This window comes from Actinomycetota bacterium (assembly GCA_019347575.1).
Classification (GTDB): Bacteria; Actinomycetota; Nitriliruptoria; order Nitriliruptorales; family Nitriliruptoraceae; genus JAHWKY01.
The window spans coordinates 107563-131610 of record JAHWKY010000002.1; the positions used below are offsets into that span (position 1 = coordinate 107563).

The following is a 24048-nucleotide window of genomic DNA, read 5'->3' on the forward strand; positions in this document are numbered from 1 at the left end:
TCACATCGGCAACCTCGCGATGTCCTCTACCCGGGCGTTGGGCAACGCGGCGAGAACGGCGGGATCGACCAGGATCTTGAGGCGGCGGCTGCCTCCACCGACGATGACCCGCGCGCGGCGTACCACGTGCTCGTCGATGAGCAGGGGGATCGTGGGGGGGAGCGCGAACGGCGTCACGCCGCCGATCTGCATCCCGGTGAGGTCGCGGACGAGATCCTCGGGGGCGAACGACAGCCGACGCACGCCCATGAGCTTGCGGACCCGGCTGTTCACGTCGAGTTGGGTGGTGGCGAGCACGAGGCACGCCGCGACCTGTGGGGGATCCTGCTTCGACGCGACGAGGATGCAGTTGGCCGAGTCCTCGAGCGCGTAGCCGTAGTGCGCGCAGAAGTCGGCGGTGTCCGCGAGGTCGGGATCGATCTCGATGACCTCGTGCTCACCACCGGACGCGGCGAGGTGGTCGAGCACGGCACGTTCGAGGTCGTCGCGGGGCGTGACGTCCACGGCTAACCCACCGCGGCGGCTGCGGCGCGCCCCGCCGTGCGTCCCGAGAACAGACATCCCCCGAGGAAGGTCCCTTCGAGGGCGCGGTAGCCGTGCATCCCGCCGCCGCCGAAGCCCGCGACCTCGCCAGCCGCGTACACGCCCGGGAGCGGCTGACCAGATGCCTGCATGACGCGGGCGTCCAGGTCGGTCTCCAGTCCTCCGAGGGTCTTGCGGGTGAGGATGTTCAGCTTCACGCCGATGAGCGGCCCGTGCTTGGGGTCGAGGATGCGGTGGGGAGAGGCGACCCGGACGAGCTTGTCGCCGAGGTAGTTGCGGGCATCCCGGATCGCCGCGATCTGCAGGTCCTTCGTGTAGCCGTTGTCGAGCTCGCGGTCCCGGGCCTGGACCTCGTGGCGGACCGTCTCGAAGTCGAGCACCTCGTCACCGTTGATCGCGTTCATGCCACGGACGAGCGCCTCGAGCGAGTCCTCGACCACGAAGTCGACGCCGTGCTGCTTGAACTTCTCGACCGGCTCCGGGGCGCCCGAGCGGACGCGACCGAGCACGCCTCTGATCGACCTGCCGGTGAGGTCGGGGTTCTGCTCGGACCCGGAAAGGGCGAACTCCTTCTCGATGATGGTCTGGTTGAGCACGAACCACGAGTGGTCGTGCCCGCTGCGGAGGATGAGTTCCAGCGTGCCGAGCGTGTCGAAGCCCGGCAGGCCGGGGATCGGGAGGCGCTTACCCGTGGCGTCGAGCCAGATGCTCGACGGGCCCGGGAGGATGCGGATGCCGTGATGGGTCCAGATCGGGGCCCAGTTGCGGATGCCCTCGGTGTAGTGCCACATGCGGTCGCGGTTGATGATGCGGCCACCCGCCGCCTCGGTGATGCCGAGCATGCGCCCGTCGACGAAGTCGGGCACGCCGGCGATCAGGTTCTGCGGAGCCGGCCCGACCCGGTCGGTGGGCCAGTTACGCCGGACGAGGTCGAAGTTCCCGCCGATGCCGCCGCTGGTCACGATCACCGCCTGCGCGGACAGCTCGAACGCCCCAACCTCCTCGCGGTTGCTGGGTTGCGCGCGCCCACAGTCGTCGGGGGCGAGGACGGTGCCGCCGACCCCCGTCGCCTCGCCGGCCTGAGTGCTCAGCTCATCGACGCGGTGGCGGAAGCGCAGCTCGACGCCTCCCGCCTCGGCGTGTGCACGCACCCGCGCCTCGAACGGCTCGACGATCGCCGGTCCGGTGCCCCACGTGATGTGGAACCGGGGCACCGAGTTGCCGTGGCCGGTCGCGAGGCCACCGCCCCGCTCGGCCCAGCCCACGACGGGGAAGAACCTCACCCCCTGCGCGGTGATCCACGCCCGCTTCTCGCCGGCGGCGAAGTCGACGTACGCCTCCGCCCACGCCCGCGGCCAGTGGTCCTCCTCGCGATCGAAGCCAGCGGTTCCCTGCCAGTCCTGCCAGGCGAGGTCGTGGCTGTCCCTGATGCGCAGCCGCCGCTGCTCGGGGGAGTCGACCAGGAACAGCCCGCCGAACGACCAGAACGCCTGGCCGCCCAGGCACTGTTCCGGCTCCTGGTCGAGCAGGATCACCTTGCGTCCCGCGTCGGCTGCCTCCGCGGCCGCCACCAGTCCCGCGAGGCCGCCGCCCACCACGATCACGTCCGCGTCGTACGCCACGTTGCCTCCTCCGATCCAGAACCGACGGTAGTCGCCGATCGTGATCCTCGTCCGGGGCAGCGATCCGGTGAGCGTCCGCCTCAAGGTTCGATGACGTGGTCCGGTTCCGGCCGCTGTTGCTCGGGGGCCTGCGAGTAGTCGCCGAAGGGTCCGTCGCGCTGCGCGATCGCCGCACCGACGCCCGCGTCCGCGACGAGCTGCATCCAGCGGTGCGCGTCGGGGGTGTTGCGCATCAGCCCGTCGAGGATGGGTCCCAGCGTCTGGGTGCTGGCCAGACCCATGGCCTCGAACGCGTGGTTGACGACCAGCTTCTGCGCGGCGAGCTGCGACGCGGGGATGGTCGTGAGTCGTTCGGCGATCGCGCGGACCGTCGCCTCGAGTTGCTCGAACGGGACCGCGCGGTTGATCAGGCCGATGTCGGCCGCCTCCCGCCCCGACAGCGGGGCGCCGGTCAGCGCGTACTCCTTGGCCCGGGTCAGACCCAGCCGGTAGATCCACATCCCCGACAGGTACGCGCCCCACATGCGCGCGTACGGCGTGCCGATGCGGGCGTCCTCCGACGCGATGACGATGTCGCCGCACAGCGCCGTGTCGCTGCCGCCGCCGACGCACCAGCCGTGCACCTGCACGATCACCGGCTTGGGGCAGCGCCACATGCTCATGAAGTGCTGGGTCGGCGACAGCTCGGGGGCGGTGGCGAACACGAAGTCCTTCCCGGCGTCCCACGCCCCTTCGGTGGTGAGCTGCTCGTCCCAGCCCTCCCAGCCCTCGCCGAAGTCGTAGCCGGCACAGAACGAGCGTCCCGCTCCCCGCACGACGACGACCTTGACGTCGTCGTCGCGGGTCGCGCGGACGATGGCGTCGCGGAACTCCTCGGGCATCGGGGGCACGATGGTGTTGAGCCGCTCGGGGCGGTTGAGGGTCACGGTGGCGATGGCGCCGTCGACCTCGTAGAGGATGGTCTCGTAGCTCACATCCGCCCCATCGTTCGCAGGTCACGGACCCTAACGTCGTCACCGACCGCGAGGAGGTGGGACCGTGCTGGTGCTCGCGCTGGCGCTGAGCGTCGCGCTGGTCGCGTACAACATCGTCACGAACCTGGCGGTCACCCGCGAGTGGGTCTACCTCGCCAGGAACCTGGCGGCGGGTACAGCGCTGGTCGTCGTAGCTCACACCGTCGGACTGACGTGGAGGGACCTCGGACTCGATCCGGACGCCCTCGAGGCGGGGTTGCGCTGGGGGCGGCTGGTCGTACTGGGGGCGGCTGTGGGAGCGGCGACCGCCGGGGCGCTGGCCGCCCACGTCGGGGCGATCGAGCGTGCACTCGCGGACCAGCGCGCGGATCTGCCTCCCGGTCGGCTGGCCTACCACGTCCTCGTGCGCATCCCCATCGGGACGGCGGCGTTCGAGGAGGTCGCGTTCCGCGGTGTCCTGCTCGGCGTCTACGCCGAGGCGGTCGGCGGGGCGTGGGCCGTCGCGGCGTCGAGCGTGACGTTCGGGCTGTGGCACATCGGACCGGCCCGCCTCACGGCCCACCTCAACGACCGCACGGATCCACGCGCCGTCCGTCGCGAGATCGCCGTCGCCGTCTTCGTCACGACGGTGGGCGGCGTGGCGTTCGCGCTGCTGCGCCTCGGCAGTGGCAGCCTCCTCGCACCCATCCTCGCGCACGCGAGCATCAACGCGTTCGGACTGCTCGTCGCTGCGGTCACCCAGCGGACCGGGGCGGCGGTCGAGTGAACCGCGCCGTCCGTCCGGTCGCGACGGCGGGGCAGCCCGCTCGCTCTGATGCTTACCTTCGGGACGCTTCCGTTCCCTACGAGACTGGAGCCTCGCATGGACGCCCGCGGACGCGCCGAGCCGCCACCCGCCGCATGAGGTACGGACGCTTCGTCCCGTGGGCCGCGGTGGGGGTCATCGCGGTCCTGGGAGCGTCGTGTATCGAGGGCGACGATCCCTCCAACGACGTCGACATCGCTCCGGGCCCGACCGATCCCTCGGAGCCCGTCGCCACGCCGCTGCCGGGCCCCGAGGCGACCTCGACGGCGACCACCGACCCCGATGTGACGGCCTCGCCGACCGGCGGCGAGACACCCGACGACCTCGGCACGTTCGTGTTCGACGGGACGACCGACTACGCCGTGATCCACGCGTGCACCAGCGGGACGAGCGAGGAGCGCACCACCTACGAGGCGCTCATGGTCGAGCGAGGCGGAGGTCGTGCGGCGTTCGAGTTCATCGTGGTCGACGACGATCCGGACGCCGCGGACGAGCTGTACTTCGAGTTGTACGGGCCCGGCGACGCGGGGGCGCAGTTCACCGGCACGGCGTCGCACGAGCTGCGTGGAGACGTGTCGGCCGGCGCAGGCGAGTTCGATCAGGGCGGATCCTTCGCGTACGAGGTCGACCTCTCGACCGCCCCGCCCTGTTGAGCGGAGCTTGCGCGACGCCGAGCCGTCGATGTACCGCTCCTGTCGGTCATGACCGAGCAGACCGGCACATCGACGCGTGCGAGCGGACCAGGTCCCGTCGCGCGACCTTGACGTAGGCAGGCCGCGGACGCCACCCTCGGACCGTCACCGACGAGACGGAACACCGTGTCAGAGCAGGCCATGGTCGACGTCGACACCCTCCGCAGCGAGGTGTCGGCGCACTACGCCGAGGTCGCCGAGCATCCCGAGGGCGAGTACCACTTCCACACCGGGCGCACCGCGACGACCCGGCTCGGCTACGCGGACGAGCTGCTCGAGGGCCTTCCGGAGCCGTGCATCGAGGCCTTCGCCGGCGTCGCGAACCCGTTCGCCTGGGGGCCGCCGCAGCCGGGTGAGCGCGTCGTCGACGTGGGCTCGGGTGCCGGACTCGATTCGCTCATCGCGGCGCGATCGGTCGGGGCAGATGGGGCGGTGATCGGTGTAGATATGACCCCGGCGATGCTGGAGCGTGCGGGGCGCAACGCCGAGGCGGCCGGAGTCGGCAACGCCGAGTTCCGTCAGGGCTTCGCGGAGGAGCTGCCGGTCGAGGACGGCTGGGCCGATCTCGTGATCTCCAACGGGGTGCTCAACCTCGTCCCCGACAAGGTCGCCGCGTACCGCGAGATCTTCCGCGTGGTGCGCCCCGGCGGTCGCATCCAGATCGCCGACGTCTGCGTCGAGCGTGACGTGCCGGATGCGGCGAAACGGGACATCGACCTCTGGAAGGGTTGAATCGCCGGGGCGCTGGCCTGTCCAGGTTGGACGGCCATCATCGAAGGGGTCGGTTTCCGCGATCTGCGTTTCGGCGAGTCGGTCGACACCTACGGCGGGGCGTCGGGCGAGGGCAACGCTCGCACCTACGGCGTCTCCGGCTACCCGTTCACCGCCGTGAAGCCGGCGTAGCAGCGGCCTGGCTGCCCGGTCGTCCAGGGAGGCCCACCCACGCCCTTGGTTAGCCTCGGCTGACCGACGGGAAGGTCGCACGTGATCACGGACGATGCCAGCGCACCGCTCGGTCGTTTCGATGAGGCGGCACGGCTCGACGTCGTCCGTCGCTACGACATCCTGGATACGCCGCCCGACGGGGCGTTCGACCGCATCACGCAGCTGGCTGCGCGGTTCTGCCGGGCCCCCATCAGCACGATCTCGATCGTCGACGTCGACCGTATCTGGTTCAAGTCGGCGCACGGCATCGCGGTGGAGCAGATCGGCCGCGACCCCGGGCTGTGTGCCTCGGCCGTGATGCAACTCGATCCCTACGTGGTCACCGACGCCAGCATCGACCCGCGGACGCTCGACAACCCGCTGGTCTGTGGCGAGCTGGGCCTGCGCTTCTACGCAGCGGTACCGCTCACCACCCACAGCGGGTACAACCTCGGCACGTTGAACGTGATCGATGTCGAGCCGCGCGAGATCACGGACGAGGAGCTCGCGACCCTCCGCGACCTCGCAGCCGTGGTCGTGGACGAGCTCGAGCTCCGGCTCGCGGCCCGGAACCGCGTGGCCTCCGAGGCGGCGCAAGAGGCAGCGCGCCTCCGTGAGGCCATCGTTGCGGGGGTGTCGCACGAGATGCGGACGCCGCTGGCGGTCCTACAGGGCACCGCCAGCCTGCTGGACGAGCCGGACGGGCTCAGCGACGAGGAGGCCGCCTCGCTGCGCGCGATGCACCGTCGCCATCTGGCGCAGCTCGACCGCCTCGTCCACCAGTTCCTGGATTACGTGAGCCTCGAGGGCGAGCACCCCCCGACCGTGGCTTGCGTACCCATCGACCTGGTCCCGATCGTGGAGGAGGCGTGCGAGATCTTCGGTGACCACACGATCGCGGTCCGAGCGGAGGCCGCCGTGCCGCGGGGCCTGGGTGACCCTGCGCGGACCAAGCAGATCGTCCTGGAGCTGGTGAACAACGCTACGCGCTTCAGCGGGGGCACCTCGGTCGAGGTGTCCGTCGCCACGTACGACGAGCGAACGGTGCGGATCGCGGTCAGCGACCGAGGTCGAGGCCTCCATCCCCACGATCTCGAGCGGGTCTTCGACAAGGGCTTCCGGGGCCGGCATAGCACGGGTACCGGTCTCGGGCTCTACGTGTCGAAGGTCCTCGCAGAGGCGCAGGGAGGCCGGATCGAGGTCGACTCGGAGCCGGGCATCGGCAGCACCTTCGCGCTGCTGCTCCCCACCGCGTAGACCGGCCCCCGCGCGCGTGGTCGACACCGGCTCCGGTGCGGGGCGCAACGCCGAGGCGGCGTGTCGGCAACGCCGAGTTGCGTCAGGGCTTCGCGGAGGACAAGCCTGCCTGACCACGCGCGGGACCACGGGTTGCTACAGGACGTCCGAGGGCGGGACGACGGTGAGCTGGACGTCGATGTTGCCCGCGACGGCGTTGCTGAAGGGACAGACCTTGTGGGTCGCGTCGACGAGCGCTCGGGCCTCGTCCTCGTCGAGTTCGGGCAGGCTGACGAGCAGCTCCACCTCCAGACCGAACCGGCCCGCCTCGAACATGCCCAGGCCGACCTGCGCGGTCACCCGGGAGCCCGTGGCGTCGAGCTTCATGCGCCGCGCGACCAGCAACATGGCGTTGTCGAAGCACCCAGCGAAGCCGGCCGCGAAGAGCTGCTCGGGGTTGGTCCCCGGGCCCCCCGGACCACCGAGCTCCTTCGGGAGGGCCAGCTCGAGGTCGAGCCGGCCGTCGGAGGTGTGCACGTGCCCTTCCCGGCCGCCCGTGGCGGTGGCATCGGTGGTGTAGAGGATCTTCATCGCGTCCCTCCCGGTCGCTCCCCGTGGTGTAGTGGCTGATCGCGGCCACGCCAACGCCGCGTCGCTGCGTGACACCCGCTCGGGTGAGCGTCAGCTGCGCGGCGGCAGCCCCAACCGGGAACGGACCTCGGGGCGGCGCAGTGGTGGCTCGACCTTGGGCGGCTGGCGGCGGGGCGGCAGCGCCCGCAGCAGATCGGCGCTCACGCGGGCGATCTCGGCGACCGCCTCCTCGTAGCCCGCGTCCAGCACGGCCTCGCTGGGCTGGCGGATCCCGCTGATCTTGCGCACGTACTGGCGCGCGGCCGCCTCGATCTCGTCGTCGGTCGCGGGCGGGTCGAGCCCGCGCAGCTCGAGGATGTTGCGGCACATGTCGCACCTCCCGGTCCACGCCCCACGCTACCGAGTCCGTGTGCCGGTCCGCTCGGTCATGACCGAGCACCGCTACACACCGACGCGCCGAACCATGCGGAGGGGCGCCCCGCGGGGCGCCCCTCCTTCACCCAGTGAGGTGACCTGTCACGAGCAGCCGCTCGTAGTGCCGCAGGACTCGCACACGTGGCACGCCCCGGCCCGCTTCATCTTGATGCCGCAGTTGAAGCACATCGGGGCGTCGACGTCGACGCGGTTGGTCGGGGCGGGCGACTGGGGCAGCTCGGTCGCTGCCTCCGGCACCGCTGCTTCCGCGGAATCACCGTAGCCATCGGCGTCGAGCGCCTCGGTGCGCTCGCTCGTCGTCGCGATGCGGAGCGCCGCGCGCTTGTCGGCGGGCAGGTACTCGATCGCGAGCTTGCGCGCGATGAAGTCGACGATCGAGGTCGCGAACCGCACGTCGGGATCGTCGGTCATGCCGGCGGGCTCGAAGCGCATGTTCATGAACTTCTCGATGTACGCGTCGAGCGGGACCCCGTACTGCAGGCCGAGCGACACGCTTATCGCGAACGCGTCCATGACACCCGACAGGGTCGAGCCCTGCTTGCCCAGCTTGAGGAAGATCTCGCCGAGACCGTCGCCGGGGTACTCCCCGGCCGTCAGGTAGCCCTGCGCGTCGCCGACCTGGAACGAGATGGTCTGGCTGGGGCGCTGCCTGGGCAGCTTGCGCCGGATCATCCCTTCTTTGACCTGGATGCCGCCGGTCTCGCCCGCCACCCCCCCAGCCTTCTTCGTGACCGACAGGGGCTGGCCGACCTTGCAGTTGTCGCGGTAGATCGCGATCGCCTTCAGGCCGAGCTTCCAGCCCTCGTAGAACAACTGCTCGACGTCCTCGACCGTCGCCTCTTCCGGAACATTCACGGTTTTCGAGATTGCTCCGCTGAGGGCTGGCTGGCAGGCAGCCATCATCTTCACGTGCCCCATGTAGTGGATGGCGTTGTCGCCCATGGCGCACTGGAAGACGGCGCGGTGCTCCTCACGCAGGGCCGGTGCCCCGTCGATGGTCTTGTTCTCATCGATGTGGGCGATGATCGCCTCGGCCTGCTCGGCGTTGTAGCCCAGGTGCTCGAGCGCCGCGGGGATCGACTGGTTGACGATCTGCATCGAGCCACCGCCGACCAGCTTCTTGGTCTTGACCAGCGCCAGGTCGGGCTCGATCCCGGTCGTGTCGCAGTCCATCATGAGCCCGATGGTGTTGTGGCTCACGAACCCGTTGGCGATGTAGGTGACGTTGTCCGGCACCGACAGGTCGTAGGTCAGCTCGTCCTCGCCGAGCTCTGCCGAGGCGACCTCGTCGTAGAAGAAGCCCAGCAGGTGACCCAACTCCGCGTCCGCCGTGGCGTCGAACACCTCGCTGGCCAGGCGACGCGACACCGAGGCCGTCCGGCCGAGCGCCATCAGGAGCAGCTTTCGGAAGCGGCCGTTGTGCGGGGCGACACGGTCGATGAGTTCGCGCGTTATCGGGATGTGGTCGTAGCGCGCGCTCTGTTGACTGCCCTTGATCGCAACGCCGGCGTTCTTGCGGTCCGAGATGAACCCGACCTCCTCCAGCCACGGCTCGTTGTAGGACGAGTTGAGGATCCGCAGGACCGCGAGATCGGAATCGCCCCAGCCGGAGCGGTCCATCTTGCGGGTGGTCGGGTAGCCCATCGCGAGCAGCAGCGACTGCACGTCGTGGGACAGCTGGAGCGACGTCGTCGACCAGCTCGGGTACCCGCCCCCGGCCACGGTGCCATCCGCCTCGAACAGGCCGCGCACGAAGGCGGAGTAGACCGCGCGGTCGTTGGTGTACAGGATCGCGTCCGGGATGTGCGGCTCCCAGCCCTTCCCGCTGTGGCCCGGCTGCGGCACGCGCTTGGCGAAGCCGACCGCCTCCCACCACTCGACCAGCCGGACCGAGTGGAACGCCACCTCGGTGTAGCCGACCTGCTCGGTGACGTGCGCCTCGAGGTTGAACAGCTCCTTGCCGAGGACCTTGAGGCGCTCGATGACATCCCAGTCCTCCGCCGCGACGCACAGGCGGATGCCACGCGCGTGCAACGAACCGTCACCCATGAAATAACCGACCAGCTCGGCGAGCTGCGGCGTCACCTCGCGGGGCGCGACGGCGTGACGCTCGCCGGTCCAGTAGCCCTCGCCGAGCGGCGACAGGCTCACGCTCTGCGGCTCGCCGACGAGCTGGTCCAGCGACAGCGGCACGCGATCACCGGCAGCGATGTCGCCGAAGCGCTTCCACTCCCACGTGCCGTCGGGCCGTACGACTTTGATGCGGTGCTTGGGCGTGCCCTGGATGCGGTAGCCGCGCCCGGTGTTGACCGTCACCACGGACTCGAGCCCGTTGACGTAGAACTTGCTCGCCTCGCGGACGCCCTCGTCCGTCGCGACGTCGATGCCGAGGTCCTGCCACTGCTCCCCCGCCGGATCCCCCAGCGAGGTCAGGCGGACGAGTCCGCGCTCGGTCGGCACCAACGTGCCACCGACGAGGCAGCCGGTAGGAGCGAGCACTGAGGCCTGGCTGTTGCGGTAGCCGTGACGCTCGCCGAGCGTCAGCGCCTCGTCCCAGGCGGTGCGGGCCGCTTCGAGCAGATCCTCTGGGACCCTGCGCGGGTCGATGTCGTCGACCGCATCGCGGTGCTTGCCGATGACGCGCAGCATCGGCTTCTCGTTCTTCTTGTAGCCGTCGAAGGCACCCACGACGCGCGCGAACTCGGCCGAGCTGCGGTAGGCGTGCCCGGTCATCAGCGCCGTGATGGCGCCCGCCCAGGCGCGACCCTCGTCGGAGTCGTAGGGCAGCCCGATCGACATCAGCAGCCCACCGAGGTTGGCGTAGCCGAGGCCCAGCTCGCGGAACGCCCGCGCGTTCTCGCCGATCTTCTCGGTCGGGTAGCTGGAGTTGCCGACCAGGATCTCCTGGCCGAGGAACACGACCTCGACCGCGCGCTTGAACGCCTCGACGTCGAAACGCCCCGTCTCGTAGTCGTAGAACTTCTTGAGGTTCAGCGACGCGAGGTTGCAGGCGGAGTTGTCGAGGTGCATGTACTCGCTGTTGTGCACGATCACGCTCTGGCCGAGCGAGATGCTCGCACTCGTAACCGCGAAGTTGTGCGTGTCATCGACCTCGAGGTCGTAGACCCGCACGGGCTCGGCCTCCTCCTGCCGACGTACCCGTTCCACCACGTCGGTTGCGTCGTCACCGTGCTCATCGACGGCACGCAGTTCCGTTCCGACGTCGAGCAGTCGAGCTTCGACGTACGCGCCCGCAGCCGTCAGGAACCGGTGCTCGGGCGTGCACACGAGCGCCAGCCCGCCGACCGTGCGGACCTCGACGAGCGACGTCGTCTCGCCGGCCACCCACACGTTCATCATCGGCCGCAGAACGTGCTTGCCGGTCACACGGTCGAACGCGCGGACCTCGGGCAGAGGCTGGCCCGCGCTTGCGAGCTTCTCGAGGCGCTCGAACTCGATGAGGCCATCCGTGGTGTCGACCAGCGTCTCGCCGACGAAGCAGCACGGGTTGGAGCCGTTGATGCGCCCCGACTCGGGCGCGGTGTGCCAGTCGTTGATGGTGGTGTCGTACTGCATGCCGGGGTCGGCGCACTCCCAGGCGGCCTCGGCGATCTGTCGCATGACGTCGCGAGCGCTGCGCTGGTCGAGGGCCTCACCGGTGGTGACGGCACGCACGTCGTAGTCGGTCTCGTCCTCGTACGCCTTCATGAACTCGTCGGTGACACGCACCGAGTTGTTGGCGTTCTGGTACTGGATCGAGTGGCTGTCGGCACCGTCGAGGTCCATGTCGAACCCGGCCTCACGCAGCACCCGGGCCTTGCGCTCCTCGGACGCCTTGCACCAGATGAAGTCCTCAACGTCAGGGTGGTCGACGTTCAGGATCACCATCTTGGCCGCTCTGCGGGTCTTTCCTCCGGACTTGATCGTTCCCGCAGAGGCGTCCGCGCCCCGCATGAAGCTGACCGGTCCCGACGCGGAACCTCCACCCTGCAAGGGCTCCTTCGACGAGCGGATGGCCGACAGGTTCACGCCTGCACCGGAGCCGCCCTTGAAGATGATCCCCTCTTCGCGGTACCAGTTGAGGATCGAGCTCATCGTGTCCTCGACCGACAGGATGAAACACGCGCTCGCCTGCTGGGGGACGCCGGGGACGCCGATGTTGAACCACACCGGGGAGTTGAACGCGGCCTTCTGGTTGACCAGCAGGTGCTTGAGCTCGGCGTTGTAGATCTCGGCCGACTCGGCGTCGGCGAAGTAGCCGTCCTTGAGCCCCCAGGCGGTGATGGTGTCGGCGACGCGGTCGACGATCTGGCGCACGGAGCGCTCGCGCTCGGGCGTGCCGAGCTGACCGCGGAAGTACTTCTGCGCGACGATGGTGGTGGCGTTCATCGACCACGTGGTGGGGAACTCGACGCCCCGCTGCTCGAAGTTGACCGTCCCGTCCCGCCAGTTCTTGATGACCGCGTCGCGCAGCTCCCACTCGATCTCGTCGTAGGGGTGGACGCCCTCGGTCGAGAAGTAGCGGTTCAGGCGCAGCCCGAGGCCACCGTCCCCCCCTCGCGGGGCGGTGTGCAGCGGCGCGTGTTCGGCCAGCACGATGGGGTCGGTCGACCCGTCGGCGGCGGGGTTGGGGGTGTCGTCGGTCTTCTTGGCCATCTGAGGCTCCGGCTCCGGTCGAGTTGCGGTCGTGTGATTACAGCGACGGCATCCCGGCATGTCAACGAGCTCCTACGAGGGTAACCACTACACCTAGGGCTCACTCCACCGGGTCAACCACAACATGTTGTGGTTCCACAGGGTTGTCCGCAGGCCATCCACAGGCGCATCCACGCCATCGGGGCCGGGTTGTCCACCGCTTGCCCTTCGCTAGCAGCGCGCCTGGCGCACGTTCGGCTCGTCCCACCGCCCACCGGGCTGCCGGAAGGCAGCCCTCCCCCGTACGCACGGAGGCGTCGTCACCGGCGATCCTGCGGCGGCGTCGGTGCGCGAGGCGCGGGAGCAGTGTCGCCCCGCGCTGTGACACGCTCCGGTGAGGCGCCCCGAGCGAGTCCGCGCAGCACGACGGCCGCGGCTAGCGCGAGCCACAGGTCCGCCGTGGTGTTGAAGAACCGCTGCTGCAGGCCACCGAGCGCATCGGTGACGCCGGCGGTGCGGATGACGAAGCCGGCCGTGGCGATCGCCCCGAGCAGCCACGACCAGGCGGCGAAGCCCGGCTCCTTGTGGCGCACGCGGTAGCCGAACGCCAGCGGGGCGAGCACGAGCGCCAGGTAGCCGCTGCCGGCGGTGATCACGTGCACCGAGTCGTCGAACGTCGTGCCGTACCCCGGACACGCGGCCGAGCACGGGAAGAACGCGACCGCCGCGGTCATGACCCCGGAGTAGACCACCAGCCACGCCCCGAGGGCCCCCCTCCCCGGGAGTCGGCGGTGCAGCGTCCAGGCGAAGGGCACCAGCAGCACCCCGGTGATGACCAGCACGGCGGTCATCGTCCGCGCCTGCTGGACCGGCGCCCCGACGGCGTACAGCTCCGAGATCGCCTGCCGCAGCGGGTCGTAGCCGCGTCGCGTCGCCCCCAGCACCGCCCACGTCGCGACGTAGGCGGCGACGCCGCCGATACCCGCCCAGGCGACGGCGCGATCGACGCCCGCGAGGGTGCGCACGGGGACCTCGGTCAACCGGGGACCCGCGCGAGCGGGGCGTGGCGGGGCCACGGGGCGAGCTCCTCGAGCAGACGCGCGACCTCGAGCACGCGCGCCTCCTCGCCGCGCGGGGCGATGAGCTGGACCGCGACTGGCAGCCGGCTCGGCCCGCGGGCGGCCGGCACGCTCGCGGCTGGGAACCGGGCGAGGTTCCACGGCGAGGTCATCGGGGCGAACCGGAACGCCGCGAGGAAGTTGCGGACCCACCCGCGGTCCCTCCAGGCATCGGCCGGGAGAGGGTCGTGCGCGAGCGGTGGCGTGATCAGCACGTCGTGGTCGGAGAAGAACCCGTCGGCCTGGGCGGCCCAGCGCTCCACCGCGGACTCCCGCGCCCCGCGACGCAGGAGCGCCCCGATGCGCACGTGGACACGGGTGCGCCTCTCGAGCCGGCTGCGGTCCAACCCCTCCGCCTCCTCGGCAGGGCCGCCGGTCCAGCGAGCGGCGATGGCGAGGATGTTTCGTGGGGGCGCGGGCGGATCGTCGGTGGCGACGTGGTGCCCCGCCCCGGCCAGCGCCTCGCCGGCATCGCCCACCGCTCGCGCCCACTGGTCGGCGATCGCGATGCCAGGTCCCGGCGGGGCGGCCGAGACGGCCACGCGCAGCGGTGAGTCGGGCAGGCGGGCCTGGCGGTGGCGGTCGGTCCCGGCCAGAGCATCGAGCAGCAGCGCGGCGTCGGCCACCGTCGTCGCCAGGGGGCCGTGCTCGCTCATCCCCATCCAGTCGTTGCCGTCGCCGGGGACCACGCCGGGGCCGGGTTTGATGCCGAACACCCCGCAGCACGCCGCGGGTATCCGGATCGATCCCGCCCCGTCCGCTCCGTGCGCGACCGGCGTCATGGCGCTCGCGACGGACGCTGCGGAGCCGCCCGACGACCCGCCAGGGACACGCGAGAGATCCCAGGGGTTGCGGGTCGTTCCGAACGCGTTGTCGCACATCGGCCAGATGTCGAGCTCCGGGACGCGCGTCTTGCCGACGATCACCGCTCCCGCTGCGCGCAGCGCGGTGGCGATCGGCCCATCGGCGCGGGCAGGTGCCGGCGAGCTGGCGTCCGACCCGTTGCGGAACGCCAGCCCCGCGACGGGGACGTTGTCCTTCACCGCGATGGGGACCCCCGCCAGCGCGAGGTCGGCCAGGTCCGGCCGGTCCTTCAACGCTCGGGCGGTCTCGAGCGCCCCGTCCGCATCGACGACCTCGAACGCGCCCACCCGGGCGTCGAGCGAATCGATGTGATCGAGGTGGTCCTCCACGACGACGACCGGGTCGAGCTCACCCGCACGCACTCGCGCCGCGATCGTGGTGGCCCCCTCCCCGACCGAACTCACCTTCACCCTCTCCGTCCGCGCCGCCGTCACGGTGTTCTGGCACGCTAGCCGCCCCCACACCCCCGACCAGGGGAGACACCGCGTGTCCGATGGCGCCGAGGTCCGGCTGCGCATGCTCACCGCCGGAGACGTGGACTGGGTCGTCGAGGTCGATCGCGAGACCACGCCGTTCGCAGGTCCGATCGGGTGGGAACCGGAGGCGCTTGCGGGCCAGCTCGAGGCCGGCGACTGGGCCAGCGACGACCGGTGGGGGTGGGGGGTCCTGGCCGATGGAGAGCCCGCCGGGTTCGCACTGGTCAACGACATCCGCAGCGGCGACGCGGTCATCGACCTGCGGGTGTCGGCGACACACCGTGGACGGGGTATCGGTCGGGAGGTGCTGCGCCAGCTCGCCGACCACCACTTCGCCGAACACGCCGAGCTGACGCGCCTCTCTGGGCGGACCCACGAGCAGAACGTGCCGATGCAGCGCGCGTTCAACGCGGCCGGCTTCCGGATGGAGGCCCGCTACCGGGACTCGTTCGCGCTCCCCGACGGCGGCCCGGCGTCGGAGTGGGGCTACGCCCTGACGCGAGCCGACTGGCAGGCGGGGCGCCACCGTGCCGACGAACACGGCTACGACCTGCACGGCCTGCAGTTCGAGGTCGAGGAGATCACCGGCCAGGAACCCCACGTCGTCGAGGGCACCATCTACAAGTTCCTCCAGGAGGGGCGCCGCATCCTGGCGCGCTACGCGGCAGGGGACATCGTCGAGGGTGAGCTCGCCGGAACGCTCGTGAACGATCTGCTCGTGTACCGCTACGTGCACGACCTCGAGACGGAACGCGGGTTGCGCACGGTGACCGGCGGCGGGCGGAGCCGGCTCCAGCGCCGCCAGGACAGCCGCCTCGAACTCGTCAACGAGTGGAACGGCGACGACGGCCGGCACGGCCGTCAGGTCCTCGTCGAGTGCCGCTGACCCGGCAGGGCCGAGTGGGTGCAGATCGACCCGCCAGCGGAGTGGCTGCGGGGGTGCTCGGTGGCCCTGCGGGGTGGCGGTACGGTCGCGCGACCACAAGATGTTGGGGTCGTGGTCGAGGAGGAGGGTCCGTGCGCTGTCCCGCGTGTGGCGAGGACGACGACCGCGTCGTCGATTCCCGTCCCAGCGTCGACGGCGAGGCGATCCGGCGCCGGCGCGAGTGCCGCGCGTGCAAGCAGCGGTTCACCACCTTCGAGCGCCTCGAGCTGCCCGAGCTGGTGGTCCGCAAGCGCAGCGGCGCCGTCGCCCCGTTCGACCGCGCCAAGGTGCGCGAGGGCATGGTCCGCGCGACCAAGGATCGCGTCCCCGACGAGGAGCTCGACCTCGCCGCCGCCGCGGTGGAGCGAGCGGTGCGCGAGCTGGGCCGCCGGGAGGTCACCTCGGAGCAGGTGGGCCTCCAGGTGCTCGCCCAGCTCCGCACGCTCGACGAGGTGGCCTACGTGCGCTTCGCCTCGGTCTACAAGGACTTCCAGGGTCCGGAGGACTTCGAGAAGGAGCTGTACCAGCTACGCAAGGAGTAGCCGCCGGAGGGAGTCCGACACCTGACCGCGGGTCTCCGCCGGGTCGAGGAGCGAGGGGGGCCCGCGGGGCGGAGTCCGCGGGCCCCCCTCGGTGCCGGGACGGGTCAGGGAGCCACCGAGGACGGTTCGGTGGGCAGCAGCACGACCGTCCAGGCGGGGACGCCAGCACCGTCGAACCCGTTGAGCACGAGCAGGTCGGCGAGGTACGCGCGCGGGTCGGAGCCCGCGGGCGCCGCCGCGACGGCGACGTCCCACAGCGTCTGACCGGGTTCGACGACGACGTGACCCGCGACCGCGGCGGCGGGCTCAGCCGTCCCCGTGCCGACGCCGAGCAGTGCGAGCAGGCCCAGCGCCGCGCCGGCGAGCAGCGCCCCGATGGCCAGCTTCCCGCGCCGCGTCAGGCGCAGAACCGGCGCCGTGTCCGGGTGGTACTGGACCGGACCGAGATCGATGACCGGCGCGAGCGGTCGGTCGGACACGGGGGCGGGAAGCGGTTCGGACGGTCGCTGCAGCGGCAGGGCCAGGGCGGTGGCGGTCACGGGCGTCCTCCTCGTTGTGCGCTCGTTGTGCGCTCGTTGTGCGCTCGTTGTGCGCTCGTTGTGCGCTCGTTGCGCTGCTCTTCGTCCAGCTGCTCGTGCCCCACGGTAGTGAGGGGGTGTGACACGACTCCGGCGCTGGCCTTCAGGGCTGTCCCGAACACGTGTTCCCTAGTGTGCCGAACGCGTGTTCGCGCGTCAAGTGCGAGGTTGGGCCGAACCTGGCAGGGGAACGGGTGTTTGCACCAGCGCCGTGGGGCCAGTACCGTGCCGAACGCCCGTTCGTGACGGGGCGGTGCCGCCTCGGGACGAGACCCGAGCGGCCCGCCGCCAGCCTCCGGACAACGAGAACCTCCGGACAAGAGGAGACGCCATGGTCCGCAAGCCACGCCCGCGTCCACGCTACGACAAGGAGGATCTGACCGAGCGACAACGCCAGATCCTCGGGGTGGTGGCCAAGCACCTCGACGAGTACGGCTACCCGCCGTCGGTGCGCGAGATCGGCGACGCGGTCGGACTGTCGTCGCCCTCCTCGGTGCACGCGCAGTTGTCGGCGCTCGAGATCCGCGGCTACCTGCGCCGCGATCCCACCAAGCCGCGCGCGCTCGAGCTCGAGCGCGACCTCGACACTGACCTCGAGCTGCGCCCCGACCCCAGCCGCAACGTGCCGTTGGTCGGTGACATCGCCGCCGGCGGGCCGATCGTCGCCGAGGAGCGGGTCGATGCGCTCTACACCCTGCCGAAGGACCTCACTGGTGACGGCGAGCTGTTCATGCTGCGCGTGCGCGGTGACTCGATGATCGAGGCAGGTGTGCTCGACGGCGACCTCGTGGTCGTCCGCCAGCAGCCCAAGGTCGAACAGGGCGACATGTGCGCGGCGCTGATCGACGGCGAGGCCACGGTCAAGTTCTTCCGGCGCACGCGCGGCGGGCGGATCATGCTCGACCCTGCCAACGAGCGCTACGAACCGATCGAGCTCGACCCCTCCGGCGAGAACGCGATCATGGGTCGGGTCGTCTCCGTCCTCCGGCGGCTCTGACCGCCCTCACGTAGCCTCCCCGCACCGACGACACCCGTCGCGCGCCGCGCACGGGTGACCCAGAGAGGTGCGGGGTGGCGTCTGCGTATGGACCGGACCGGGCGTCCCTCCGCGTCTGCGTGGCCGTGCTCGCGCTGGCCGGCTCGTTGGTCGCCTGCGGTCAAGGCGTACCCGGTCCGCAGGACACGGCCGCGCCTCCCGCCTCCCCCACCGGCACGTCAGGGACCGCCGCACCCGACGAGGACGCGACGACGCCAGGGACCGCCGCTCCGACGGCCCCCGGTGCCACCCCGGACGGAGTCACGGCGCCGGCGACGCAACCCCCCGGCCCCGGTCCTGGCGCGACGACCGTGACGCCCCCGAGCCGGACCCCCCCTCCCCAGGCACGCCAGGAACAGCTGCCCGCACGGCCGCTCGTGTGGATCGTCTCCGCCTTCGACGGCCGCGTCAGCGTGGTCGATCCCGCGAGTGGAACCGTCGCCGCCGAGCGATCGGTGGAGGCGACCGATGTAGCCGCCGTGACGGTCGCCTTCGACACGGTCTGGGTCGCCCACGAGGCCGGCGTCACCGGGCTCGATCCGCACGACGGGTCCGTGACCGCCACCGTCGAGCTCGACACCCACCAGGGACCGATGGGAGCGGGGTCGTCGGAGCTGTTCGTCGCCGCACGTGGCGGTGGCGTCCTGACCCAGATCGACCCCGTGACGGGTCAGGCTCTGTCGACCGCCGACATCGAGCCCGAGCCAGCTGGGGTCGCCGTCCTGGGCGGCCGCGTCTGGGTCGTCGACTTCTTCCAGGGCATCCTCCAGAGCTACGACGAGGGCGACCTGCGCCCACGCGGGACCATCGACGTCGGCAGCCAGCCGCTGGACGTCCTCGCCGCCGGTGGAGCGCTGTGGATCGCCTCCAACGCGGACGGGACCGTCATCCGGGTCGACCCGGCGAGCGGGCAGCTCAGCACGATCGACATCGGAGGAGGGCCCGCGGCCCTCGCGGCCACGGACGGGAACCTGTTCGTGCTCGACCAACGATCCGGACGTCTCGTCCGCATCGATCAGGCGACGGGAAGCTCCACCGGCGAGGTGGGGGTCGGCTTCGTGACCGTCGACGTCGCGGTCGGGGCGGGGTCCGTCTGGGTGCTGCGCGAGGATCCGGGGACGGTGCTGCGCATCGATCCGTCGTCGATGCGGATCGTGGCCGAGATCGAGCTGGGCGGTTCGACCCCCGCGCTCGCCGTCGGCTGACCGGGGCGATCAGGCGTCCGGGGACCCCTCCGCGAACGGGTCGGGGTCGAGCAGATCGCGCATCGCCAGCGCGACGTCGGCTTCGACGCTCGCGTGCAGCTCGGTCCCGTCGGCGCCGTGGACCTCCTTGTGCACCTCGCCCCGCGCGTGCGCCATCGCCACCAGCTCCTGCCGGTCGTAGGGGACGGTCACCTGGACCTGCACGCGGTGATCGGGGAGCCGCAGCTCGAGCCGTTCGCGCAGCTCCTCGACACCCCGCCCCGTCCGAGCCGAGACGATGACCGGCTCCGTGCCGGTCTCGCGATGCGTCTCGCGCGCGAGCGCCTGCACGGTGGCCTCGTCCGCCACGTCGGCCTTGTTGAGCACCACGAGCTCGGGGAGGCGGTCGGCGCCGATCTCGGCGAGCACGTCACGCACGGCGGCCATCTGCGCCACCGCCTCGGGGTGCGATGCGTCCACGACGTGCAGGAGCAGATCGGCACGCGCGGTCTCCTCGAGGGTGGACTTGAACGCCTCGACGAGCCCGTGGGGCAGCTTCTTGACGAAGCCGACGGTGTCGGTCACCACGACGTCGCGGCCATCGATCGGCAGGCGACGCACGGTTGCGTCGAGGGTCTCGAACAGGCGGTTCCTGACCGAGACGTCGGATCCGGTGAGGCGGTTCAACACCGAGCTCTTCCCCGCGTTCGTGTAGCCGACCAGGGCGGCGGTCGGGACGTTGCGGCGCTCACGCTCCTGCGCCTTGGTGCGTCGGACGCGGTCGAACGACTCGAGGTCCTCGCGCAGCTTGCGCATGCGTCGCTGGATGCGGCGGCGGTCGACCTCGAGCTGGGTCTCGCCGGGTCCACGACCACCGATACCCACGCCTCCGGCGGCACGCCCGCCCGCCTGGCGTGACAGCGCCTCACCCCAACCTCGTAGCCGTGGCAGCAGGTAGGTCAGCTGGGCGAGCTCGACCTGGGCCTTGCCCTCCTTGCTGGTTGCGTGCTGCGCGAAGATGTCGAGGATCACGATCGTGCGGTCGAGGACCTTCTGGCGTACCCCTTCCTCGAGGTTGCGTTGCTGCGCCGGCGACAGATCGTCGTCGAACACCACCGCGTCGGCGCCGACCTCGTCGACGAGCCGCTGCAGCTGGCCGACCTTGCCCTTGCCGACGAAGGTGGCGGGGTCCGGGGCCTCGCGCCGTTGCACCACGCGGCCGACGATCTCGCCACCGGCGGTGTCGAGCAGCGCCTCCAGCTCGTCGAGGCTCGCGTCGACGTCGAGGCTGGTGCGACCCGGGAGCTGGACGCCGACGACGACGGCGCGCTCGACACGGCGGATGATGTCGACGCCCTCGCGGGGCGCGCCCTCCTCGATGACCTCGCGCTGGCGGCGACGCTGCTGGGCACGCGTGAGGTGCAGATCGTCGGTCAGGGTCTCACCTCGTGGTCGCGGTCCGCAGCCACGCGTCATCGATCGTGCCCGTCACGATCTCGACGGCAGGGCCGGTAAGCAGCACGTGGCCATCATCGCGCAGCACGACATCGAGTCGTCCTCCCGGGACGTCCACCGCCACGGCACGGTCGGTCACGCCGAGCCGTTCGAGAGCCGCCCCGGCCGCACAGGCCGCGCTGCCGCAGGCCGCCGTTTCGCCCACGCCGCGCTCCCAGACGCGCAGGCGGATGTGGTCGCGGTCGACCACCTCGACGAACCCGACGTTGGTGCGTTTGGGGAACCGCTCGTGGACCTCGACGCGCGGACCGAGGGTGGTGACCGGGGCGGCATCCACGTCGTCGACCCGCACAACCGCGTGCGGGTTGCCCATCGAGACCGCGGCCACGGTGAGCTGATCCCCGTCGACATCGAGGGGAACGTCGAGCGCCTCCGATCCGTCGGCATCGAACGGCACGTCCGCTGGGGCCCAGATGGCCTCGCCCATGTCGACGGTGACCTCCGTCACGCGACCGTCGCTCCCGCGTCGGGCAACGACCGGCCGGTCGCCGGAGTGGGTCGCGATCACGAACGCCCCGTCGTCGTGCGGCACGAGTCCACGGTCGACGACGTACTTGGCGATGACGCGCAGCCCGTTCCCGCACATCTCGACGATCGACCCGTCCGCGTTGCGGTAATCCATGCGGACGACGGCGTCACCCGCGCCCCCACCGATCCGCAGGACACCGTCGGCCCCAGGGCCGGTCCGGCGAGCGCACAGAGCGCGCACGAGCACCGCGTCGAGGTCGAGCTCGTCAGCGCGATCGTCGATGACGACGAAGTCGTTGCCGCTGCCGTGTGCGAGGGTGATCTCCACGCCGTCAGGGTACCGACGGCGGTCGGCCCCTCCCCTGCGCGATCACTCGAGCTCGGTCGTCTCCTCGCCTTCCTCCCGACGGAGGGTGACGCGCGTCGGCCCCATATCGGGCGGAGGCCGCTCCCAGTCCCCGGCCTTGGCCGCCCCGTCCGCCGCCGCGTCGGCGAGTGCCCTGCTCACCTTCCGTCGGCTGCGACCGCCGAGCTCGACGACGCGGTCGAGGGCAGTGACAAGCCGCTCGACGACCTCGTCCTGGATGAGCCGGTCACGGCGTTGCAGCGCTCCGACCACCTCGTCGTTGGTCCGGCGCAGCCGCTGGACCTGCTCACCCAGATCGGTCGCGACCCGGTGGTACGACGCCCCGAGCTTGCGCACCTCGTCCACGACCTCGTGCAGCTCGGAGGCGACGCCCTCCTTGACGACGCTCGTGAGGGCGTCCTGCTCGTCCTCCACCCGTGCATGCAGCTGGCTCGCGACCCGCTCCACGCGCTCGACCACCTCGCCGAGCCCGTCGATGACCTGCTGCTGCCCCTGCGCGGCCTCCCGAGCGACCGCGAAGTCCTCGGCGATCCCCGCGATGCCCTCCCACATCGGGGCGAGGGCGGCCTGGATACGGCCGGGTTCCAGGAGCGCATCGGTCCGCGACACGACCAGGTCATGCAGATCGTCGAGCGGGTCCACGATGGTCTTGGCGCGATCCTCGACGAGCGACTCGAGGCCCTCGACCCGCTCGCGCAACGCCGAGAGGGTCTCGTCCACTCCGCCGAGCCGGCCGATCGTGGTCTCGAGCGTCCTGATAGTTCCGCCCAGCTCGGTGACATGCGCTCGGGCCAGTTCGAGGTCGCTCGAGGTCGCCAGCGTCGCGACGCGGTCACGCAGCTCGCTGACGTCACCAGCGGCGAGCTGGGCGACGTCGCGCCGCGCCTCGAGCACGGTCGTGGTGACCCGATCGAGCTCCTCCCGGATGGCGAGCAGCACCGGCTCGGTGACATCGAGCTGGCCGAGCTCGCGCTGCAGGTCCCCGACGCGCTCACGGACGGCGGCGAGGTCGTGCGCGGTAGCCACCGACTGCGTGCGGCCGTCGATGCCCGCGACGAGCTCGATCAGGGCCTCGATGTCCTCGGCCCGGGCGAGTCGGCCCACGACGTCACGCAGCCGTTGCAGGTCGGCCTGGAGCTCCTCGTCGGTGCGCTCGCGCATCTCGGCGAGGACGAGATCGAGGCGGTCCTCCACGCCCTGGAGCCCTTCGAAGCTCAGCGGCTGTTCGAGTCGATCCCCGAGCGCCGCCAGATCCTCGGCACGCGCGACCTCGCTCACCTGCTTGCGGAGGGCAGCGAGGTCGTCGCGCCGGGCGATGCGATCGCCGAGCTCACCGACACGGTCGGTGAGTGCGGTGAGCGGCGCCCCGAGGTCGAGTCGTTCGAGGTGGTCGGTCACTGCAGCGACCGCGTCGGCGCTGGCCAGCTCGCCGAGGCGGGCCTCGATCGCCGCCAGCGCCGCGCCGTCGGGGAGGCTCCGTACCGCCTCGGTGAGCGCGACCAGGTCCTCGGCCCGGGCCAGTGCGTCGATCCGCTCCTGCAGCTCGCGCACCGTGCCGCTGGCGTCCGACGCGTCGATCCGGGCTTGGAGGCGGTCGCCGAGCGCGGTCAGGTCGTTACCCTCGACGACGCGGCCGAGCCGCTCGTGGAGCGTCTCGACACTGGTTGCGATGGACGCGAGGTCCGCGGTGAGATCCGGCTGGGACTCGAGCGTCTGGGTGAGGCGCTCCCGGAGCCGTTCGATGGCCTCCGTGAGATGCTGCTCGACCTCGTCGATACGGTCGCGCGAGGACAGCCGTGCCGCGAGGTCCTCGGCGGCGGTCTCGCTCGGACGCCACGACTCCAGTCGCCCCGCCTGATCCTGGGCCACCGCCTCGAGCTGTTGCCCGAGACGCTCGAACGCACCGGTGAAGGTCTCCTCGATGCTGCCGAGGCGCTCCTCGAGCGGTGAGAGGTCGACATCCGACCCCGCCGCGCTCGCCAGCTGGTCGTGGAGCCGCTGGAGTCCCTGATCGAGGTGCTGTTGGACGTCGTCGAGACGATCACGGGCGGAGAGCCGCGTCGCCAGATCGTCCGCCACGGCTTCGCTCGGTCGCCACGACTCCAGTCGCCCCGCCTGATCCTGGGCCGCCGCCTCGAGCTGCTCGGCGAGCCGGTCGATCGCGGCCACGAACGTGCCCTCGATGCTCCGCAGCCGCGCCTCGAGGGGAGCAAGGTCGAGCTCCGCTTGCGGGGCGGGCCGGTGACCGGCGCTGAGGCCAGCTTCGAGCCGCACGAGCAGACGCTCGATCGCGGTGACCCGGTCCTCGAGCGTGCGCCCCGCTGTCCCACCGAAGAGGTCGCGCAGATCGGTGACGCGCTCCTCGATCGCCGCGAGACGGGCGCTGAGGTCGCCCTCGGTGTCTCGCGCTGAGCGGTACGCTGCGCACACTCCGGGACACCTCTCGTCGCTGCGCGCGAGCCCCACTCGCGCGGACCGCCGCATGGTACTGACGGGAGGCGTGCGCACGACCGCAGGC

Annotated in this window: 20 protein-coding genes and 2 pseudogenes; 8 read left to right on the forward strand and 14 right to left on the reverse strand. The window is 71.1% G+C overall.

What is annotated here, in order from left to right; translation table 11 throughout:
* The 3 genes from KY469_01790 to KY469_01800 form a co-directional block, all read right to left on the reverse strand.
* Positions 1-561 (reverse strand): hypothetical protein, encoded by a 561-nt coding sequence (locus KY469_01790; GenBank protein ID MBW3661804.1) that lies wholly within the window; start codon positions 559-561, stop codon positions 1-3.
* Positions 507-2165, reverse strand: coding sequence for an FAD-binding dehydrogenase (locus tag KY469_01795; GenBank protein MBW3661805.1), 1659 nt, complete (start codon positions 2163-2165; stop codon positions 507-509). The genes KY469_01790 and KY469_01795 overlap by 55 nt, the downstream gene beginning before the upstream one ends.
* 80 nt (positions 2166-2245) lie before the next feature.
* Positions 2246-3139, reverse strand: a complete 894-nt coding sequence (locus KY469_01800; protein MBW3661806.1) for a crotonase/enoyl-CoA hydratase family protein — start codon at positions 3137-3139, stop codon at positions 2246-2248.
* Between the two features lie 64 nt (positions 3140-3203).
* Here KY469_01800 and KY469_01805 point away from each other — a divergent pair, with 64 nt between their 5' ends.
* From KY469_01805 to KY469_01820, 4 genes are all read left to right on the forward strand, one after another.
* Positions 3204-3905 carry a CPBP family intramembrane metalloprotease gene (locus KY469_01805; GenBank protein ID MBW3661807.1) on the forward strand — a complete coding sequence of 234 codons (702 nt, stop codon included), beginning with the start codon at positions 3204-3206 and terminating at the stop codon, positions 3903-3905.
* 134 nt (positions 3906-4039) lie between these two features.
* Positions 4040-4597, forward strand: a complete 558-nt coding sequence (locus KY469_01810; protein MBW3661808.1) for a hypothetical protein — start codon at positions 4040-4042, stop codon at positions 4595-4597.
* Between the two features lie 165 nt (positions 4598-4762).
* Complete coding sequence (locus tag KY469_01815) at positions 4763-5368, forward strand: methyltransferase domain-containing protein (GenBank protein ID MBW3661809.1); 606 nt, start codon at positions 4763-4765, stop codon at positions 5366-5368.
* A 252-nt stretch (positions 5369-5620) separates the two neighbouring features.
* Positions 5621-6817, forward strand: coding sequence for a GAF domain-containing sensor histidine kinase (locus tag KY469_01820; GenBank protein ID MBW3661810.1), 1197 nt, complete (start codon positions 5621-5623; stop codon positions 6815-6817).
* A 135-nt stretch (positions 6818-6952) separates the two neighbouring features.
* Here KY469_01820 and KY469_01825 read toward each other — a convergent pair whose 3' ends face one another.
* From KY469_01825 to KY469_01855, 7 genes and pseudogenes are all read right to left on the reverse strand, one after another.
* On the reverse strand, positions 6953-7387 hold the full coding sequence (locus tag KY469_01825; GenBank protein MBW3661811.1) for an organic hydroperoxide resistance protein: 435 nt from the start codon (positions 7385-7387) through the stop codon (positions 6953-6955).
* A 90-nt stretch (positions 7388-7477) separates the two neighbouring features.
* Positions 7478-7756, reverse strand: coding sequence for a DUF2277 domain-containing protein (locus KY469_01830; GenBank protein MBW3661812.1), 279 nt, complete (start codon positions 7754-7756; stop codon positions 7478-7480).
* A 147-nt stretch (positions 7757-7903) separates the two neighbouring features.
* Positions 7904-9214, reverse strand: a complete 1311-nt coding sequence (locus KY469_01835; protein MBW3661813.1) for a hypothetical protein — start codon at positions 9212-9214, stop codon at positions 7904-7906.
* A gap of 138 nt (positions 9215-9352) precedes the next feature.
* Positions 9353-9871 (reverse strand): annotated as a pseudogene (locus KY469_01840) (ribonucleoside-diphosphate reductase).
* 1452 nt (positions 9872-11323) lie between these two features.
* A pseudogene (locus KY469_01845) lies at positions 11324-12478 on the reverse strand (vitamin B12-dependent ribonucleotide reductase).
* A 299-nt stretch (positions 12479-12777) separates the two neighbouring features.
* Entirely contained in the window at positions 12778-13482 is a 705-nt protein-coding gene (locus KY469_01850; GenBank protein ID MBW3661814.1) for a DUF998 domain-containing protein, read from the reverse strand.
* An 11-nt stretch (positions 13483-13493) separates the two neighbouring features.
* Positions 13494-14957, reverse strand: coding sequence for an amidase (locus KY469_01855; GenBank protein ID MBW3661815.1), 1464 nt, complete (start codon positions 14955-14957; stop codon positions 13494-13496).
* Here KY469_01855 and KY469_01860 point away from each other — a divergent pair.
* On the forward strand, positions 14926-15801 hold the full coding sequence (locus KY469_01860) for a GNAT family N-acetyltransferase (GenBank protein MBW3661816.1): 876 nt from the start codon (positions 14926-14928) through the stop codon (positions 15799-15801). The two genes, KY469_01855 and KY469_01860, sit on opposite strands and share 32 nt — an antisense overlap.
* 131 nt (positions 15802-15932) lie before the next feature.
* Positions 15933-16382 carry a transcriptional regulator NrdR gene (gene nrdR, locus KY469_01865; GenBank protein MBW3661817.1) on the forward strand — a complete coding sequence of 150 codons (450 nt, stop codon included), beginning with the start codon at positions 15933-15935 and terminating at the stop codon, positions 16380-16382.
* 104 nt (positions 16383-16486) lie between these two features.
* Here the strand turns inward: nrdR and KY469_01870 are convergent, their stop codons facing one another.
* Positions 16487-16921 carry a hypothetical protein gene (locus KY469_01870; protein ID MBW3661818.1) on the reverse strand — a complete coding sequence of 145 codons (435 nt, stop codon included), beginning with the start codon at positions 16919-16921 and terminating at the stop codon, positions 16487-16489.
* Positions 16922-17291: 370 nt separating this feature from the next.
* Between KY469_01870 and lexA the strand changes: the two genes are divergently transcribed.
* Positions 17292-17957, forward strand: coding sequence for a transcriptional repressor LexA (gene lexA, locus KY469_01875; GenBank protein ID MBW3661819.1), 666 nt, complete (start codon positions 17292-17294; stop codon positions 17955-17957).
* Positions 17958-18307: 350 nt separating this feature from the next.
* Positions 18308-19201, forward strand: a complete 894-nt coding sequence (locus KY469_01880; GenBank protein ID MBW3661820.1) for a PQQ-like beta-propeller repeat protein — start codon at positions 18308-18310, stop codon at positions 19199-19201.
* A 9-nt stretch (positions 19202-19210) separates the two neighbouring features.
* Here the strand turns inward: KY469_01880 and hflX are convergent, their stop codons facing one another.
* The 3 genes from hflX to KY469_01895 are packed head-to-tail and all read right to left on the reverse strand — an operon-like array spanning position 19211 to position 23960.
* On the reverse strand, positions 19211-20656 hold the full coding sequence (gene hflX / locus KY469_01885) for a GTPase HflX (GenBank protein ID MBW3661821.1): 1446 nt from the start codon (positions 20654-20656) through the stop codon (positions 19211-19213).
* Positions 20622-21491: a diaminopimelate epimerase gene (dapF, locus tag KY469_01890; protein MBW3661822.1), complete on the reverse strand. Its 870-nt coding sequence runs from the start codon at positions 21489-21491 to the stop codon at positions 20622-20624. Before dapF ends, hflX begins: the two co-directional genes overlap by 35 nt.
* A 42-nt stretch (positions 21492-21533) precedes the next feature.
* Positions 21534-23960, reverse strand: coding sequence for a hypothetical protein (locus KY469_01895; GenBank protein ID MBW3661823.1), 2427 nt, complete (start codon positions 23958-23960; stop codon positions 21534-21536).
* Positions 23961-24048 lie beyond the last annotated feature (88 nt).